General features: G+C 43.2%; 17 protein-coding genes. 7 read left to right on the plus strand and 10 right to left on the minus strand.

Features of this window, described 5'->3' with window-relative positions:
- The first annotated feature begins 320 nt into the window (after nt 1–320).
- The 4 genes from rarD (at nt 321) to QL898_RS11660 (ending at nt 3,900) form a co-directional block, all read left to right on the plus strand.
- The gene (gene rarD, locus QL898_RS11645) at nt 321–1,391 is read left to right on the plus strand and encodes an EamA family transporter RarD (RefSeq protein ID WP_290176938.1); all 1,071 of its coding nucleotides are present in this window, start codon (nt 321–323) and stop codon (nt 1,389–1,391) included.
- A 194-nt stretch (nt 1,392–1,585) separates the two neighbouring features.
- The gene (locus tag QL898_RS11650) at nt 1,586–2,254 is read left to right on the plus strand and encodes a glutathione S-transferase (protein WP_057759100.1); all 669 of its coding nucleotides are present in this window, start codon (nt 1,586–1,588) and stop codon (nt 2,252–2,254) included.
- Nucleotides 2,255–2,348: 94 nt separating this feature from the next.
- Nucleotides 2,349–2,660: a hypothetical protein gene (locus QL898_RS11655; protein ID WP_290176939.1), complete on the plus strand. Its 312-nt coding sequence runs from the start codon at nt 2,349–2,351 to the stop codon at nt 2,658–2,660.
- A gap of 103 nt (nt 2,661–2,763) precedes the next feature.
- Nucleotides 2,764–3,900: a ribonuclease Z gene (locus tag QL898_RS11660; RefSeq protein WP_290176941.1), complete on the plus strand. Its 1,137-nt coding sequence runs from the start codon at nt 2,764–2,766 to the stop codon at nt 3,898–3,900.
- A gap of 40 nt (nt 3,901–3,940) precedes the next feature.
- Here QL898_RS11660 and QL898_RS11665 read toward each other — a convergent pair whose 3' ends face one another.
- Nucleotides 3,941–4,912, minus strand: coding sequence for an ATP-binding protein (locus QL898_RS11665; RefSeq protein ID WP_201547691.1), 972 nt, complete (start codon nt 4,910–4,912; stop codon nt 3,941–3,943).
- A gap of 192 nt (nt 4,913–5,104) precedes the next feature.
- Here QL898_RS11665 and QL898_RS11670 point away from each other — a divergent pair, with 192 nt between their 5' ends.
- The 3 genes from QL898_RS11670 (at nt 5,105) to QL898_RS11680 (ending at nt 7,329) form a co-directional block, all read left to right on the plus strand.
- Nucleotides 5,105–6,145, plus strand: coding sequence for a protein kinase (locus QL898_RS11670; protein WP_290176943.1), 1,041 nt, complete (start codon nt 5,105–5,107; stop codon nt 6,143–6,145).
- A gap of 167 nt (nt 6,146–6,312) precedes the next feature.
- Nucleotides 6,313–6,873: a DJ-1/PfpI family protein gene (locus QL898_RS11675; RefSeq protein ID WP_290176998.1), complete on the plus strand. Its 561-nt coding sequence runs from the start codon at nt 6,313–6,315 to the stop codon at nt 6,871–6,873.
- A 57-nt stretch (nt 6,874–6,930) separates the two neighbouring features.
- Nucleotides 6,931–7,329 carry a ribbon-helix-helix domain-containing protein gene (locus QL898_RS11680; protein ID WP_201547694.1) on the plus strand — a complete coding sequence of 133 codons (399 nt, stop codon included), beginning with the start codon at nt 6,931–6,933 and terminating at the stop codon, nt 7,327–7,329.
- Nucleotides 7,330–8,083: 754 nt separating this feature from the next.
- Here QL898_RS11680 and QL898_RS11685 read toward each other — a convergent pair.
- The 9 genes from QL898_RS11685 to QL898_RS11725 form a co-directional block, all read right to left on the minus strand.
- Nucleotides 8,084–9,247, minus strand: a complete 1,164-nt coding sequence (locus QL898_RS11685) for a DUF3596 domain-containing protein (protein ID WP_290176945.1) — start codon at nt 9,245–9,247, stop codon at nt 8,084–8,086.
- A gap of 208 nt (nt 9,248–9,455) precedes the next feature.
- Nucleotides 9,456–9,722: a hypothetical protein gene (locus QL898_RS11690; protein WP_290176946.1), complete on the minus strand. Its 267-nt coding sequence runs from the start codon at nt 9,720–9,722 to the stop codon at nt 9,456–9,458.
- A gap of 2 nt (nt 9,723–9,724) precedes the next feature.
- Nucleotides 9,725–9,922 carry a TraR/DksA C4-type zinc finger protein gene (locus QL898_RS11695; protein ID WP_290176947.1) on the minus strand — a complete coding sequence of 66 codons (198 nt, stop codon included), beginning with the start codon at nt 9,920–9,922 and terminating at the stop codon, nt 9,725–9,727.
- Complete coding sequence (locus QL898_RS11700) at nt 9,923–10,165, minus strand: hypothetical protein (protein ID WP_290176948.1); 243 nt, start codon at nt 10,163–10,165, stop codon at nt 9,923–9,925.
- A complete protein-coding gene (locus tag QL898_RS11705; RefSeq protein ID WP_290176950.1) occupies nt 10,162–10,473 on the minus strand; it encodes a hypothetical protein in 312 nt (103 codons plus the stop codon). Before QL898_RS11705 ends, QL898_RS11700 begins: the two co-directional genes overlap by 4 nt.
- A 14-nt stretch (nt 10,474–10,487) precedes the next feature.
- Nucleotides 10,488–13,235 (minus strand): toprim domain-containing protein, encoded by a 2,748-nt coding sequence (locus QL898_RS11710; protein ID WP_290176952.1) that lies wholly within the window; start codon nt 13,233–13,235, stop codon nt 10,488–10,490.
- A 29-nt stretch (nt 13,236–13,264) separates the two neighbouring features.
- The gene (locus QL898_RS11715) at nt 13,265–13,456 is read right to left on the minus strand and encodes an ogr/Delta-like zinc finger family protein (protein WP_075106284.1); all 192 of its coding nucleotides are present in this window, start codon (nt 13,454–13,456) and stop codon (nt 13,265–13,267) included.
- A 12-nt stretch (nt 13,457–13,468) separates the two neighbouring features.
- Complete coding sequence (locus QL898_RS11720) at nt 13,469–13,630, minus strand: hypothetical protein (RefSeq protein WP_178379245.1); 162 nt, start codon at nt 13,628–13,630, stop codon at nt 13,469–13,471.
- The gene (locus tag QL898_RS11725) at nt 13,623–13,901 is read right to left on the minus strand and encodes a hypothetical protein (protein ID WP_290176953.1); all 279 of its coding nucleotides are present in this window, start codon (nt 13,899–13,901) and stop codon (nt 13,623–13,625) included. The genes QL898_RS11720 and QL898_RS11725 overlap by 8 nt, the downstream gene beginning before the upstream one ends.
- Between the last annotated feature and the right edge of the window lie 8 nt (nt 13,902–13,909).

Here is a 13,909-nt window from a genome sequence, read left to right on the forward strand (position 1 = left end):
TTGCAATTGATCCCAAAGCGTATCTGTTAATGCTTTTCTTGCCATAACTTGTATTTCTCGCATCGACTCAATAGATGCGGTATTGTAACTATTATTTAGGGCTTATCCAATTGAAGACACGCCCTAGATGAACAGTGGCATTGCTTATTCATTCTGACTTTGACATAATGCCGACCATGATGTAAGCCTAATACATCAAAAGCGTTCAACTTAGATTGCGCGACGACCTTATATGCAAAAGCCTCAGACGTTCTCGTCTGAGGCTTTTGTTTTTTTTAAAAATTGCCATGGATGTGCTCCAATCTTTAAAGGCTGTTGTGATGCTGACTACTAACCAAACCTCGCAGGGTACAATCACCGCTGTCGCTGCAAATTTTTTATACTCATTGCTGTTCTTATTTGGTCTACTGCTGCAACCATTATCAGGTACGCAAGTCGCTTCGTGGCGCGTGCTGACAATGTTTTTTAGTCTAGTACTGCTGGTCAGCGTACTAAAGCAGTGGCAGCACATTTTCGATTATCTAAAAACACTAAAGAACGCAAAAGAATGGTTTTTATTTATACTACCTACACCGATTTTGGGCGCGCAAATCTGGATATTTATGTGGGCGCCAGTCAATGGTTTGGGGCTCGAGGTAACGTTGGGTTATTTCCTATATCCGATGATTATGATCGTTGTCGGCAGGTTCTTTTACAACGAAGATATGAGCTTACTTCAGTGGGCTGCTATCGTATGTGCAGGTCTTGGTATCGCTTACGATATTTTTGCATATGGTGCAATCTCTTGGGCGACTTTGTTTGTTTGCTTGGGTTATCCTCCTTATTATCTACTACGTCGTAAGTTGGCCGTGCCGCCCATTACTGGTTTGATTTCAGACCTTGTATTGTTGTTGCCAGTGGTATTGGTCGCGCTGTATATGAATGGTGGTTTTGAAGTAGCAATTACCAACCACAAGCTTTGGTATCTGCTGCCGTTATTAGGCATTATCAGTACCGCTGCGATGTCACTAACGATGGTAGCGAGTCAGAAGTTGCCTGTCTCATTGTTCGGGACTTTGTGCTACCTTGAGCCGATATTCTTGTTTATCTTCTCAATCGCAATTTTAGATCGCAGCCTACATGATGGTGGCTCCATGCTGATGTACAGCATGATTTTCATCGCATTGCTGATTATGATTGCTGATAGCGCATTAGGTTATATGGCGCGTAAACGTGAAGACCGCTTACATGGCTACAATGAGCCACAAGTGGGCAGTTTTCCACCACGTCGCCGCCTGAAAAATCGCCGTATCAAAGGCGTGCTAATCGCGCATCGATTCCGCCAAATCAAAAAATATCAGCAAAAGATAGATAAAATGACGCGCAAGATTGAAGCATTACATTTAGACTGATGTTGAAGAGTACACCGTCTTAGATAGCATCGATTCGGTAGGCATAGTTTTCCAACATGTCTGCCAACTCACAGTATTAAAGAAGTACAAATTGCGCTATTATCGAGAGCAGTAGGGCCACGATTGAGTGAACATATGGCGCTATATCTGAGATATTATGGCTGATTTACTACAATATATAACTAGGACGGTTTATGTTACATCTTCATCATTTAGCAAACTCGCGCTCGTTTCGTATTATCTGGCTGTTGGAAGAGCTCGGCGCCGATTATAAACTGACTTGCTATGAGCGCAATAAAGCATACCGTGCTCCTGATAGCTTAAAGCAAGTGCATCCGATTGGTAATGCACCAATACTAGAAGCGGACGATCGTGTCCTGATTGAGTCAGGGTTTATCATTGAATATCTGATTAAGCACTATGATAAAGAAAAGCAGTTCAAACCTGACGATAATAACGAAGCAGCATGGGAAGCCTACACGTTTTGGCTACACTTTGCAGAGGCTTCATTGATGCCACTGTTGGTCATGCGTTTGGTATTCACAAAAGTAGTGTCTCAATCGCCAATGCTAATCAAACCTATTAGCAAAAAAATCCAAGGTCAGATTGAAAAAAACATGATCAGTAGCGGTTTGGAGAAGATGCTAGATATGATGGAGCGTCATCTACATGAAAACCATTGGTTTGCAGGTAGTGAATTTAGCGCCGCTGATATTCAAATGCATCTTGCGGTCTTAGGTGCCAATGCTGGTGCAGGTTTAGATCAGAGTAAATATACCAATCTTTTGAACTGGCTCAAACGCTGCGAAGAACGAGATGCCTTTAAACGAGCAGAAAAAAAGGGTGGCCGTCTGAATTTTTAGAGGATACTGGTATAATCCTCTCTCAACGCTTAAGTAGCCATGTAGACCAAAGGCTTTGTTTATGAATAAACAAAGCCTTTTTTAGGATAATGTTATGACAGACCTAAAGACCTCGAATAAAGACAATTTAAAGCAAGATAGCCTAGACAAAAATGACAATCAGGCAGCAACTCAAACATCACTCAATAAGCAAGATACCAGTATGCAAGAAAATAATAGACAACAGATTAATAGCCAACAAGTCTCTATCAAATCGTGGTCACAGAAAATTCTGGTGGTCATTCTGTGTGCAGCGAGCTTTTATGGTGGCTGGAAATCTTACGAATCGAATATGGTAAATGAGTGCACTGCCAATGGTGGACAAATGGTTGAAGGTCAAAAGACCATGATATGCCAACTGTCGTAGCTAGGGCATACTCTTCGTTTATTCTACTTCTGTAATCGTTTTAGAGTGAAGAGACGCTCTCGTACTTCTGAGCCAGTACTCCTGATAAATAAAAGGCATCATTATGCTAAAGCTAACCTTTTTGGGTACGTCCGCGGGTGTACCGACCAAACAGCGTAATGTGACTGCACTGGCAATAGAGTGTCTGAATCCACATACCTCTGGCGTACAGCAAGGAAGTCGTCAACAGAATAATCAGAGTAAGAAATCGCGCCCATGGGTGCTGATTGATTGCGGTGAAGGCACGCAGCAGCAATTGCTACATACCAAGCTCTCCTTACATCAATTAGCTGCTATTTGCATCACACATGTGCATGGTGACCATTGCTACGGTCTGCCAGGGCTGTTAGCAAGTGCTGCCATGTCAGGACGTCGTGAGCCATTAACTTTGATTGCCCCAAAAGCGATTGCTACTTTGCTTGAAACTATTACTACCACTACAGAGCTGTATCTACCTTTTGCTCTCGATTTTATAGCGATTGAAGAGGTGTTGGCTGAGCAAGGTGATACGAACAAGGTCAGTATTAGCTTAAGTGACCAACATCAGCTTGATATTGATATCACGCTGCTATCACATCGGGTTGCTTCTCATGCCTTTGGTATTACTCAGACTATTAGCCGCCGCACCCTTAATACAGATAAGCTTGTGGCAGATGGTATTCCAGCAAGTGCACTGTGGGGTAAATTGCAGCAAGGCGAAGATGTCACGACTGAGGACAATAGACAATTGCACTCAGTAGACTATATCAATGAGGAAATACAGCGGACGCGAGTGGTAGTGGCAGGAGACAATGATACGCCAAACTGTTTGCGTAAAGCCGTTGTCGATGCGGATTTATTGGTGCATGAGGCCACTTATACGCACGAGGTCATGATGGCTATTCAAGCCAGAAACCCTGACTTTAATCCCATGCATAGCAGTGCGCATGTGGTGGGCACATTCGCGCAAAAAATGAACCTGAAAAACATCATTTTGACCCACTTTAGCGCTCGCTATCAGAACTTTGATAATCCAGATAGCGAAACGCCAAATATGGCATATATTCGTTTAGATGCTGAGAGCGTCTACAAAGGTAATCTTTGGCTGGCGGCAGATTTTGACCAATATATGGTTGATGGTGCAGTTGAGTCGGTAAGCAATCAAGAGGGCAGTCAAGAAGAAAATCGCGTGCAGTATATAGGCTCTGCACGCAGTGATTAGACATGGCTAAGCTTAGATATGATTTAGCGTTAAATATGACCTAGCGCTTACTGTCTTCGATAGCCAATTGTGTTTCACCACTCCAAAAGCGGCTGAACTGGTAAGCAACTCGTCCTGAGCGACCACCACGTTCTGAGGCCCAACGTAGCGCATCCTTTCTGATCTTATCAGGCATAGAATGACTTGCTAAAATGTCCTTAGCATCATTATCCACATCAGCGGAGATTTTTTGCTGCTCTAAATTCAGATAATGCTGAACGATTTGCAGATAAGTCTGCTGATCCATAGGATGGAAGGTGAGGGACAAACCGAATCGATCTGATAATGATACGGTTTCATCAATGGCCTCATAGGGATTGACTTCATCCGTCTGCCCATTATAGATATCGACATTGTCTTTCATCATCTGCGGTAGCAAGCGACGGCGATTACTGGTGGCGTAGACCAGTAGTTTGTCTTGCTCAGAGTCTAGCGAGCCATCGAGCACGCTCTTTAGCGCACGATAGCTTTCGTCTTGACCATTAAAAGCGAGGTCATCACAGTATACGATATAGCGGCAATGACAATCTGCTGGTAGGGCATTAATGGCAGCACGAATCTTATCCAATACTTGCAGGTCATCGCGGGCCACTTCAATAATACGCAAGCCTTCACTATGATGGGCTTGTAGCAAAGCGCGAATCAATGATGACTTACCGGCACCGCGTGTCCCTGACATTAATACATGGTTGGCAGGATAACCTTTAATAAACTGGCGGGTATTTTGTACCAGTTTCGACTTTTGCGTATCGATACCATGCAAATCATCTAAGCTCAAAAATAGATTGACTGACAAAGGTTGCAGGTGACCAGTGCGTCCACCGACCCAGCGATAAGCAAGCTGGCTCGGGTCAATTTCAATAGTTGGTGTGACTCGCTCTTGTAAGTACTGACTGAGTAAGTCTAACAAAGGTGCGGGTAGGGTATAAGTGGGTTGATCAGATGGCGTGGTCGGGATAGTTGGTTGGGACATAGTGGCTCTAGCAATTAAGGTTGTCTTTAATACCATACCCAAAAATACAATTAACGCTGCTAAAATTTTAGTGCCTACAATCTTAGTATCTATTAAGCGTAGTACTTGTAACCATTATTCGCGTTATTATTATCTTTGGAAATGATACGAATGGGAAGGCTGTAATCTCACTATATTATGAGAAACAATACCATGGAAAATAGTGCCAGTAATCCGTCTATTACGCAAGCCTTGCAAGCGCAGGCGATGCAGCTATTGCCCATTATTTCCCAAGAACTGGACGCACAATGTTTTAGGCAGATAGTGCATCAACGTATTGCTCAGCAAAGCACAGAACAAACGCAAGATGAGCATGTGCAAGTTGTTAAAACACAAGGTATCGACAAGACTTACTTCCAAGGACTAACACGTGCCCAGCATCCGCAATTTGGTAGCGTGATGATTAAGTGGCAGTTGAGTGATGGCGCTTATCCTATCGCTTCTGATTTAACTCATGAAGCGGATATTTTAGCTGCTGTAAATGCTTCATCGAAAATCAAAAATAACGCTATCGCACCGCCGCTATTGGCTCATCATTGCGTGGACGTTCAAATACTAGAGCAGTTGCAACACCTAGTTATAGTAGTCACACCTTATTACCCTAATGGTAGCTTGGCGAGTCAGCTGACCGCTTCAAAACACCTGTCACTAATAGCGTCACAAAAGCATCATTTCATCATGAAGTCTGCACACTTGATAGCCAATTTGCATCAGGCTGGCTGGTTACATAATGATATTAAGCCCAGTAATATCTTGATTAAAGGTGCTCACGATGAATGGCCAGCAGATACCATGAGTAATAGTCTGATGCCTAGACTATTACTCACTGATTTTGCTTTAGCACAACGTATGACGGTGGCTAATAGCCAACCAAATCCTGCTGGCACACCAGCGTATCTCGCACCTGAGCGTTGGCAAGGTCAGAGTGCAACTATACAGAGTGATATCTACGCGTTTGGCGTAATGATGGTTGAGATACTAACAGGCAAGCGCCCGTTTCAGCTAAGCGCCAATAGCAATGATAAATTAAGAGTGTGGGCGATTCAGCATTGCCAACAACCTATTCCAACGTTGTCAGCAGAATATAGTCACTATCAATGTATTGTTGACAAAGCATTGACGAAGCGGGAAGAGAGACGGTATCAGGAGATGGATAAGATATTGATAGATTTAAAGTTATTAGAAAATAGCTGAATTTATTATTTTATTTTAAAAAGTGATTGTTTGTAGTATTCACATATTACCTAGTCGTTGTTTTTTATGTTTGAATGGATATTCAGGCTCATTTTAAGCGAAGTCGCTATAAACTAATTTGGGTTTCCGTATTTCATTACAGTGTTTTATTACAATACAGTGAGAATATCATGGCTAAAGTACTTATCATAACCGGTGATTTTGTTGAAGACTATGAAAACATGGTTCCGTTCCAAGCACTACTAGCGATGGGACATGAGGTTGATGCGGTCTGCCCAGATAAAGTGGCAGGTGATAGCATTGCTACCTCAATACACGACTTTGAAGGTGATCAAACTTATACCGAAAAACGCGGTCATAACTTTGTTCTTAATGCCTCTTTTGCTGATATCAATGTAGAAGATTACGATGCCTTGTATTTGCCAGGTGGACGTGCGCCAGAATACTTGCGCTTGAATGCTAAGGTCATTGCAATGATTCAGCATTTCGCAAATACTGATAAACCGATTGCCTCAGTTTGCCATGGGCCACAAATGCTGACAGCTGCTGGCGTACTAAAAGGTAAAAAAGTATCTGCTTATCCTGCGTGTCAGCCAGAAATAGAAATGGCTGGCGCTGAGTATATCAAGTTACCTATGGATGGCGCCATTACAGATGGCCAACTGGTAACGGCACCTGCATGGCCTGCCCACCCAGCGATGCTAAAGCAGTTTATTGCCTTGCTATAAGCATTAATTCGGGTCTGTTGAACGTTCAATAGACCCCAGTATCGAGAGAGAATATATATGTGCCAACTTTTTATTAGTGCTGACGATAGCTTGTGGAGCTCTAAAACCAAATCGCTTCGAATTCAGGGAGTTGTCACCTCAATTCGTTTAGAAGTGTTTTTTTGGGATATATTAGAAGAGTTGTCATTTCGTGATCAAATGACGGTTAATCAACTGATCACTAAGCTATACCTTGAATCTCTCGATGCTGATCATGATATTGGCAATTTCACCTCTTTTTTAAGAGTTTGTTGTTCTCGTTATTTATCCTTAATAGCAGATGGCGATCTTTCTCGCGAAACAAGATTGTCTTTAGAAAAAGTCGATGCAAAACATATCATTCAACGTGAAACCCTTCGTAAAAATCAACGTAGTGCATTATTCAATGACAGTGAGGGAAACCTTTCTATTAATTAGGTATGCCTATGGCAAGTGCATGCAAATATTGGCAAAGCGGGTAGAGAGGTGCTATAAAAGTACGGATGAGGTGCTGAAGGATTTAGAAAGGGTAGAAAAGTAGATTAATGCTCTTGATAAGATATTTTATAGTTCTAACACCAAATTCCAGACACAAAAAAACCTGCTAAAAAGCAGGTTTTGATATTTGGTCTAAGATGTACTATCCGAAAATGGTGGGGCTGGAGAGACTCGAAACCTCTATGATTATTAATTTCAGGATTTTTGGGATGCTAAGTACATGATATTGTTAGAATGTAGTGTCGAATTAAGCAGGTATAGCTATCCCATAGTAATCCCACGTAAGATATAAGCAGATCGTGAGCGTGGCCAGTGCACCGTCTTATTTTGATGTTTTTAAATTTTCTGGGGTGGTGTGCAAACTAGGTAATATAGGTAATCATATTGATTTTATTAGGTTTTTTATGTAATTCAGAGGTAATTATCAAGTAATCCAATACACAGATAAAAGGTATTAATTAAGAAACTATAAAATATATATAAATCATATACTTATACTATATATGTAATAATAATTACTTTTAATTACTATATTAAGGTATTTATAAATAATAATAATATCAAATACTTATATCTGATTTATTAAGCTATTACTATGATTACCTCATATTGCTACCCCTGTGGTATTTTATTACTTGAACCTATAAATGAGGTATAAAAAAAGCCCTATATTTAGGACTTTTTGCTGATTGTGTTACTGGCTATTGTCTAGTGCATTGGCTAAGTTGCGGATGATATGGCGCGTGTCACTGGGAATGAACTTTGCATAGTGTTTATGGATCATGTCTGTATTTACGTGGCCCAGTTGGTTGGCCAACCATTCGGCGCTAATAATGCCTGTTGATAATACTTGGCTTGCATAAGTATGACGACCATTGTTTAAAGCGCGATAGGGTATGTCGCATTTATCCAGGTGGCGTTTCCAACGTTTTTCAAGCTGTGGGTATGTGTAATGGCTGCCGGTGCGCGGGTTGTACCAAAGCCACGTTAGATGCTGCTCTTCATAGGTGTGATTATCTCGCTCAAGTACTTTGACTGCTTGAGGGACTTGATCAGTTAGCAATTCGCGTTGATTGACCAAGGCATTCGCTACGATCGGTAGTAGTTCAATTTGCCTTTTGCGTCGTCGGTTTTTAGTCGCCTTATGAATGCCTTTTACAAAGCCCCGTCTGATATATGCTGTTGCCTGATTAAAATCAATATCTTCTACGGCCAGTGGCATCAGCTCGTGACTGGATAGACCTGACCATAACATGACCGTCCATAAGTTCCGAAAGGTTGTGTCCGTTTCGGTATTGATGATTGATGCGATCTCTTCACGAGTGAATGGCTCGATGTCTTTGGGATCTTTTGCGTTAAGCTTGATGTACTGGCTTGGATCGTTAGGGTTCTTTTGATGACGTGCCCAGTAACTCCATATTGATCGCCATAAACCTAGTATATCGACAATCGTTTTCGGTGATAGATTGACTCTGAGCACTTTGTATACCCAATATTCGACGTCTTCAGCACTGATTTTGCTTATTTGCTTATCTTGCCAATATGGCGTGATGTGGTTGGCCACTTTGCTGGTGTAGGTCGTCCAAGTCGTTGGGGAGACTGTACTTTGCTCGGCATTCTCCCAAACTGGGATATAATAGCCAAAATATGATGCTTGTCGCTTTGGTGATGATGGGAATACGGCATCACGGTTAAATATGCCCATTTGTATCTGTTGCTCGACCATATCCGCTATTTTTTGCGCGTTAGCCTTGTTTGCTGCGGTTGGTGGCGTGTTTAGTAATGTTTCGCTGTCTTTTTCACCGTTTATGTACCAAATAATGCGAATACTGGTTTTGAGTGGTTCAATACTGGCCACTTTGGATGCTCCTATGCGTAAAAACGTGTGTAGATAGGTCTTAAAATGCTGATATAACTAGCTTTTACACGGATTTGACGCTATAATAAAGGTCTGGTTTGGTAACTATTGAGCCACTTAAAAGTTCTTGGTTTGGGGCTTTTGGCTCAAATGATTTGACGAAACAGCCCTCACAATTGTGAGGGCTGTTTTTTTGTCCATAGTATAGTCATTTGATAAACCTGTCATCAATGATGATTGAGAACGGGTTGTCTAGATCCAGTTTCATTGTTTTTGCCTTCTTATATGCCAGTCTGGTCAGTTCGTCTATGCCGTAGGGCTTGTTGTTATGTAAGATAACGCTACCTTCTGGCATTTTATTTACTGGGGATTTTCTCCCCATACGATCACGGTTTAGATGCTCATTGACCATATTTTCATCAGTTGCTATGCAAACGCTGTCACGGCAACGATATAAACTTAATGGTAATGGCATGACTACCTCCGTCCCTCTATATTGTTTTGACAATCGATACAGCGGGTGACACCGCCTAAGCGCTGCCGGCGCTCAGGAATATCTTCGCCACAATCGATACACTCTGCCAGTGATGGCCGATCAAAACGTGCAGCCTTGGCTAAGTTGCGTTCTAACTCTTCTTGCGCCTGGTCGTTGGCGCGGTCAATAATATCGCTCATTCAGTTTATTCCTATTTTGATTTCAGTTAATTTTTCGTATTTACGTTCTTGGTAGACTTCGACCTTGCAGCGCATTTCAATCTTGTCTTTGTTGATGCTGTAATGCTTGCCTTGATAGAGGTCTCGCTGCTTGTGCGTTGGGTGCATTGAGCAGTCAATCATCTGACCGCTCAACGTGTCGAAGGTCAGCCAATGTAAAGGACTTTCACGGTTGTAAGGGAATAGGGCGCGGACTAGGTTCATGACTTGACCAACATAATCTTGGCAGACTCGCTTAATATCCTTTTAACTTCCACTTTTGCGAGGTTGGCTATGGCTTCAAGTTGTTCCATTTCGCCATCGCTAGGCTTACAGTCGCTTTTGAACATTTGCAGCGTTTTATCAGCGCTTTTTTGCAAAGTTTTATCGAGAGCGTCTTGATTCACCAAGTCGTTAATCGTGGTCGTCATTATCATCATTCGAAACGTTTCCATTACTTTGCTAGACTCTTGAGCCTGTTTTTGTCTTTCAGCATGTTGTGCGGCATGTTTCATTAGGTTTTGAATGTTCATTAGTTAATTTCCTTTTAAGTGAGGCTTAGATTTTTAGGCATTTCAAACACCCAGCAACGAATGCTACGGCCTGTTATTTGAGACGCTACGGTTTTGTTTGCTGCCACAAACTTGAACTGCCTAGACTGGCGCAGCGCGTGATGCATGTCGGATTGTGGCGGCAGGTCATAGCGGTACTCATTCGCAAGCTGATAGATCTCTGGCATACTGATCGCCAATAGCTCTGGATTCTTACTGTGGTTGATATGCAAACGGCGGATATGATGACCAGCACCTTCGATTGCGTTGGGCGCTGCATTCAATCGTTCGAGTACATCAAAGAACTGGATATTGAGCGGATGCTCGGTGTCAAGCGTCTGATCGCGCTCGGTTGCCATGTTAAATACTTCCTGCTTAACGGCCCCGTCCAAGCGTTGCAAGTCTGGCAATACCAGTTTCATCGCATCAAACATGGCGAGTATCTGCGCGTGGCAATGCGCGACACGGAAAGCTTTGACACCGCTGTCTTTTAACCAATTCTCATGCGCTATTTTGGTATCAAAAAACACCTGCAGTATCTTGTCTTCCATCTTGAGTATATCTACTAAGAAATGACTGACATCTTCGGTCTGTAGCGCCTCGATGCGTCTGGCTGCTGCTTCAGAATCTCGGGTCTGGTTGTCCAATGCAAAGAATAGGTGGCAGATACGGCTTAGCACTGCCTTGGACGCCACCACGGGCAAATTCTGACTGATGACGATAGTGCCGCGAAACGGTGGCTCGTAGACTTCGTTGCCGGCTGACTTGACACCGCGTGTACCAATCGTGCCGCCGTCATATAGGTTTTTTAGTTCGTCCCAATTGAACTGACTGTTGCGACCAGTGCCGGCACCGTCACGGTCAGACTCAATGAATACACTAGGCATATTTGATGTTTGTGATAATGAGCGCAGACGACCGGCTTTGGTGGTTTTGTTGGGATCGATACCCTCGTAGCCATCACGACCTATCAAGCGCCAAAAAAAGCTAAGTAGGGTTGATTTACCAGTACCAGGCTCACCAACGATTTCTAGAAAAGGAAAGGACTTTTGACGGTCACGTACTTGCTGGGCAAACAAGCTGCCCATGAAGCCGACCAGACTAATGACACCTTGCACACCCCAGCCAGATATGATGTCTGCTAACCAGTTGGCTGGATCTTTGGGGCGGTCACCGATTCTGATGTTTGGACTGGCCGCGAGTGTCTTTAGGCTCTTATTATTTGGCAGGTCAAAATAATCATCAGCATTGAGCGGGTAGCTCTGACCGTGACGGATGGCCACATCATTAAAAATGTAAGTCTGATGGTCTTTGCTATAACCAATAAAATCAATAGTCTCTACTGTCTTGATGCCATTAATCATGCGTCCCAACATGATGTCGAGCTGCTTTGAATTGCCTTGATAAATGACGCCAGGCGCGACTGATAATAGGCGCTTTTTAAATTCACCCGCTGCAGAGAGTTGGCTACCGGTAAAAGTGTTCTTGGTGTCGCCTTGTGGTGTGCGAATACGAAAAAAATACCACGACTCATCGGTGACCAGGTTTTGCTGATAGTAGAGTGCTTGCGGTTGACAGTTCATAATCTGAGTGACAGTCATGCAGGACTGCATCAAGTCGTCGTGCCATAGTTGATGCGCTTCTTTGAGTTCTTCTTCAGTATCAAATAAATCTTGGGTTGGTTCGCTCGACTCATTCAATACTTTAGACCTATCAAAAGTTTCAATATCGACCTTTACCCAGTACGTGCAGCTATCAAAAAACATATAAAAGCTACTGTTGTTATATTGGTTATAAGTCAGCAATGCTTTGTCTTTAGCGGTATCAGCAATAAGCAGCTCACCATAAAAGCGGTAGCGTTCAAGGTCTGACTTAGTGAGTTTTCCCGCTTTGTGTAGGTCGTTCCAATCAGACCCACCGCTATACTCACTCGACTGGGCGGCAGTGGCGTCAAATCCATGTTGTCGCGCTCTTGCCACCAGTTTGTCAGTTTGAGCCTGTCCTGCTTTATCATTATCAAGAGCAATGATAATTTTTGGGTATGGCTTACCAAGCTCATCGAGCCTGACTTTGATTTGATTTAACGTGATATTAGGATAGTTACCCGCTGTGATATTGCTAATAGCATGTAGACCGTTCTCAGTCAGTGCCATGGCGTCAAAGATGCCTTCAGTAATCCATAGCTCTTTCACATATGACCAGATGCCATGCTGTAAATGCAGCTTTGGCGGTAACCAAGCATGACCTTTAAATTTAAAGCCTGTTTGCACACGGGCCTTTTTTATATTCGCGGCGGGTTCTATCAACCGTTCCCAATACCCTAGAGTTTGCCCTTCGCTTGTGATGTTGAAACGAACACTAGGACAAGTAAAGTCAGAATAGAAGTCTTTGAATACTTCTTGGGTATAGCTGCCTTGCCATTTGACAATATCAAAGCCACGTCCCGACTGAAGATAAGCGTCAGCCGTGGCATTTGGGTTACTGGGTGTTGGTGGGTTTTTCTTCGTCCAATTGGCGAATATGTCAGGATAGATATCACGAGTAGATGCTTGATAATTGCACTTATTAGCGCGGCCACACTGAATCGTCCACGGCGCATCTGCACCGGTGAATAATTCTTTTTTATTACATGATGGGCAGCGGCCATAACGCAAAAACTGACGGTCGCTGGAGAATTTGAGACCATAATCTTGTACGAGGCGAGTGATTAGCTCGCTACGGGTATCATCTTGCATGGGTTGCATAATATTGCTCGTCTGGTTTGGTAGTTTGGTTAGGCATTTGCGCTGATTGGTTTGTCTTTCTGCACGTCTGGCTTGACTATCGAGCGTACATACTCTTGCTGAGTGACAAATATGTGTCCGCATTCATCGTTTTTGCAGCGGTGTTCTATGTCGCGTAAGTAGTCAGTAATGACGCGAGTACGCAGGATTAAACAGTTGGAATGACAAGCTGGACAGCGCATATATGACCTCTTTTAGTGTTTGACGATGAGTTGTAACTCTTTATCTGTTTCAGCGAGTGCTTGTCTCAGTGCCCAAGCGACAAACTCATCGACGCTTACTCCATGCTCGGCAGCCTTACTTTCAAGTAAGCGCTGCTCTGCAGGAGTTGGGTGGATATAGACATCGTTAGGCATGGCTGGTGACTCCTGAGGTACTGAGGGGTGACTGTGTCATCGCCCAAAAGTGACCTAATGGCATCTCGACTGTGTTTTGTGATGGCAGTATCATAGCGATAGGTTGTTCACGAAATACCAGGTCATGGATCTTGCTCATGGCTAGCTGTCTGACCAGCGTGGCCATCTCGATACCTGAGCGCTCGGAATGGGCTAGTAATATCTGATAGTCGTAGTGATCGACACTGATTTTGATCGGGTTATCGCGTAGTTTTTTGGTGTTTGGGTTCATGGTTTGGT

Origin of the sequence: Psychrobacter sp. APC 3279, from assembly GCF_030407795.1 — a bacterium.
Classification (GTDB): Bacteria; Pseudomonadota; Gammaproteobacteria; order Pseudomonadales; family Moraxellaceae; genus Psychrobacter.

What these genes read in the sequence shown, in the direction of transcription:
- rarD (WP_290176938.1), top strand. Translation starts at nt 321, where the DNA reads ATGCTGACTACTAACCAAACCTCGCAGGGTACAATCACCGCTGTCGCT.
- QL898_RS11650 (WP_057759100.1), top strand. Translation starts at nt 1,586, where the DNA reads ATGTTACATCTTCATCATTTAGCAAACTCGCGCTCGTTTCGTATTATC.
- QL898_RS11655 (WP_290176939.1), top strand. Translation starts at nt 2,349, where the DNA reads ATGACAGACCTAAAGACCTCGAATAAAGACAATTTAAAGCAAGATAGC.
- QL898_RS11660 (WP_290176941.1), top strand. Translation starts at nt 2,764, where the DNA reads ATGCTAAAGCTAACCTTTTTGGGTACGTCCGCGGGTGTACCGACCAAA.
- QL898_RS11665 (WP_201547691.1), bottom strand. Translation starts at nt 4,912, where the DNA reads ATGTCCCAACCAACTATCCCGACCACGCCATCTGATCAACCCACTTAT.
- QL898_RS11670 (WP_290176943.1), top strand. Translation starts at nt 5,105, where the DNA reads ATGGAAAATAGTGCCAGTAATCCGTCTATTACGCAAGCCTTGCAAGCG.
- QL898_RS11680 (WP_201547694.1), top strand. Translation starts at nt 6,931, where the DNA reads ATGTGCCAACTTTTTATTAGTGCTGACGATAGCTTGTGGAGCTCTAAA.
- QL898_RS11690 (WP_290176946.1), bottom strand. Translation starts at nt 9,722, where the DNA reads ATGCCATTACCATTAAGTTTATATCGTTGCCGTGACAGCGTTTGCATA.
- QL898_RS11695 (WP_290176947.1), bottom strand. Translation starts at nt 9,922, where the DNA reads ATGAGCGATATTATTGACCGCGCCAACGACCAGGCGCAAGAAGAGTTA.
- QL898_RS11700 (WP_290176948.1), bottom strand. Translation starts at nt 10,165, where the DNA reads ATGAACCTAGTCCGCGCCCTATTCCCTTACAACCGTGAAAGTCCTTTA.
- QL898_RS11705 (WP_290176950.1), bottom strand. Translation starts at nt 10,473, where the DNA reads ATGAACATTCAAAACCTAATGAAACATGCCGCACAACATGCTGAAAGA.
- QL898_RS11710 (WP_290176952.1), bottom strand. Translation starts at nt 13,235, where the DNA reads ATGCAACCCATGCAAGATGATACCCGTAGCGAGCTAATCACTCGCCTC.
- QL898_RS11715 (WP_075106284.1), bottom strand. Translation starts at nt 13,456, where the DNA reads ATGCGCTGTCCAGCTTGTCATTCCAACTGTTTAATCCTGCGTACTCGC.
- QL898_RS11720 (WP_178379245.1), bottom strand. Translation starts at nt 13,630, where the DNA reads ATGCCTAACGATGTCTATATCCACCCAACTCCTGCAGAGCAGCGCTTA.
- QL898_RS11725 (WP_290176953.1), bottom strand. Translation starts at nt 13,901, where the DNA reads ATGAACCCAAACACCAAAAAACTACGCGATAACCCGATCAAAATCAGT.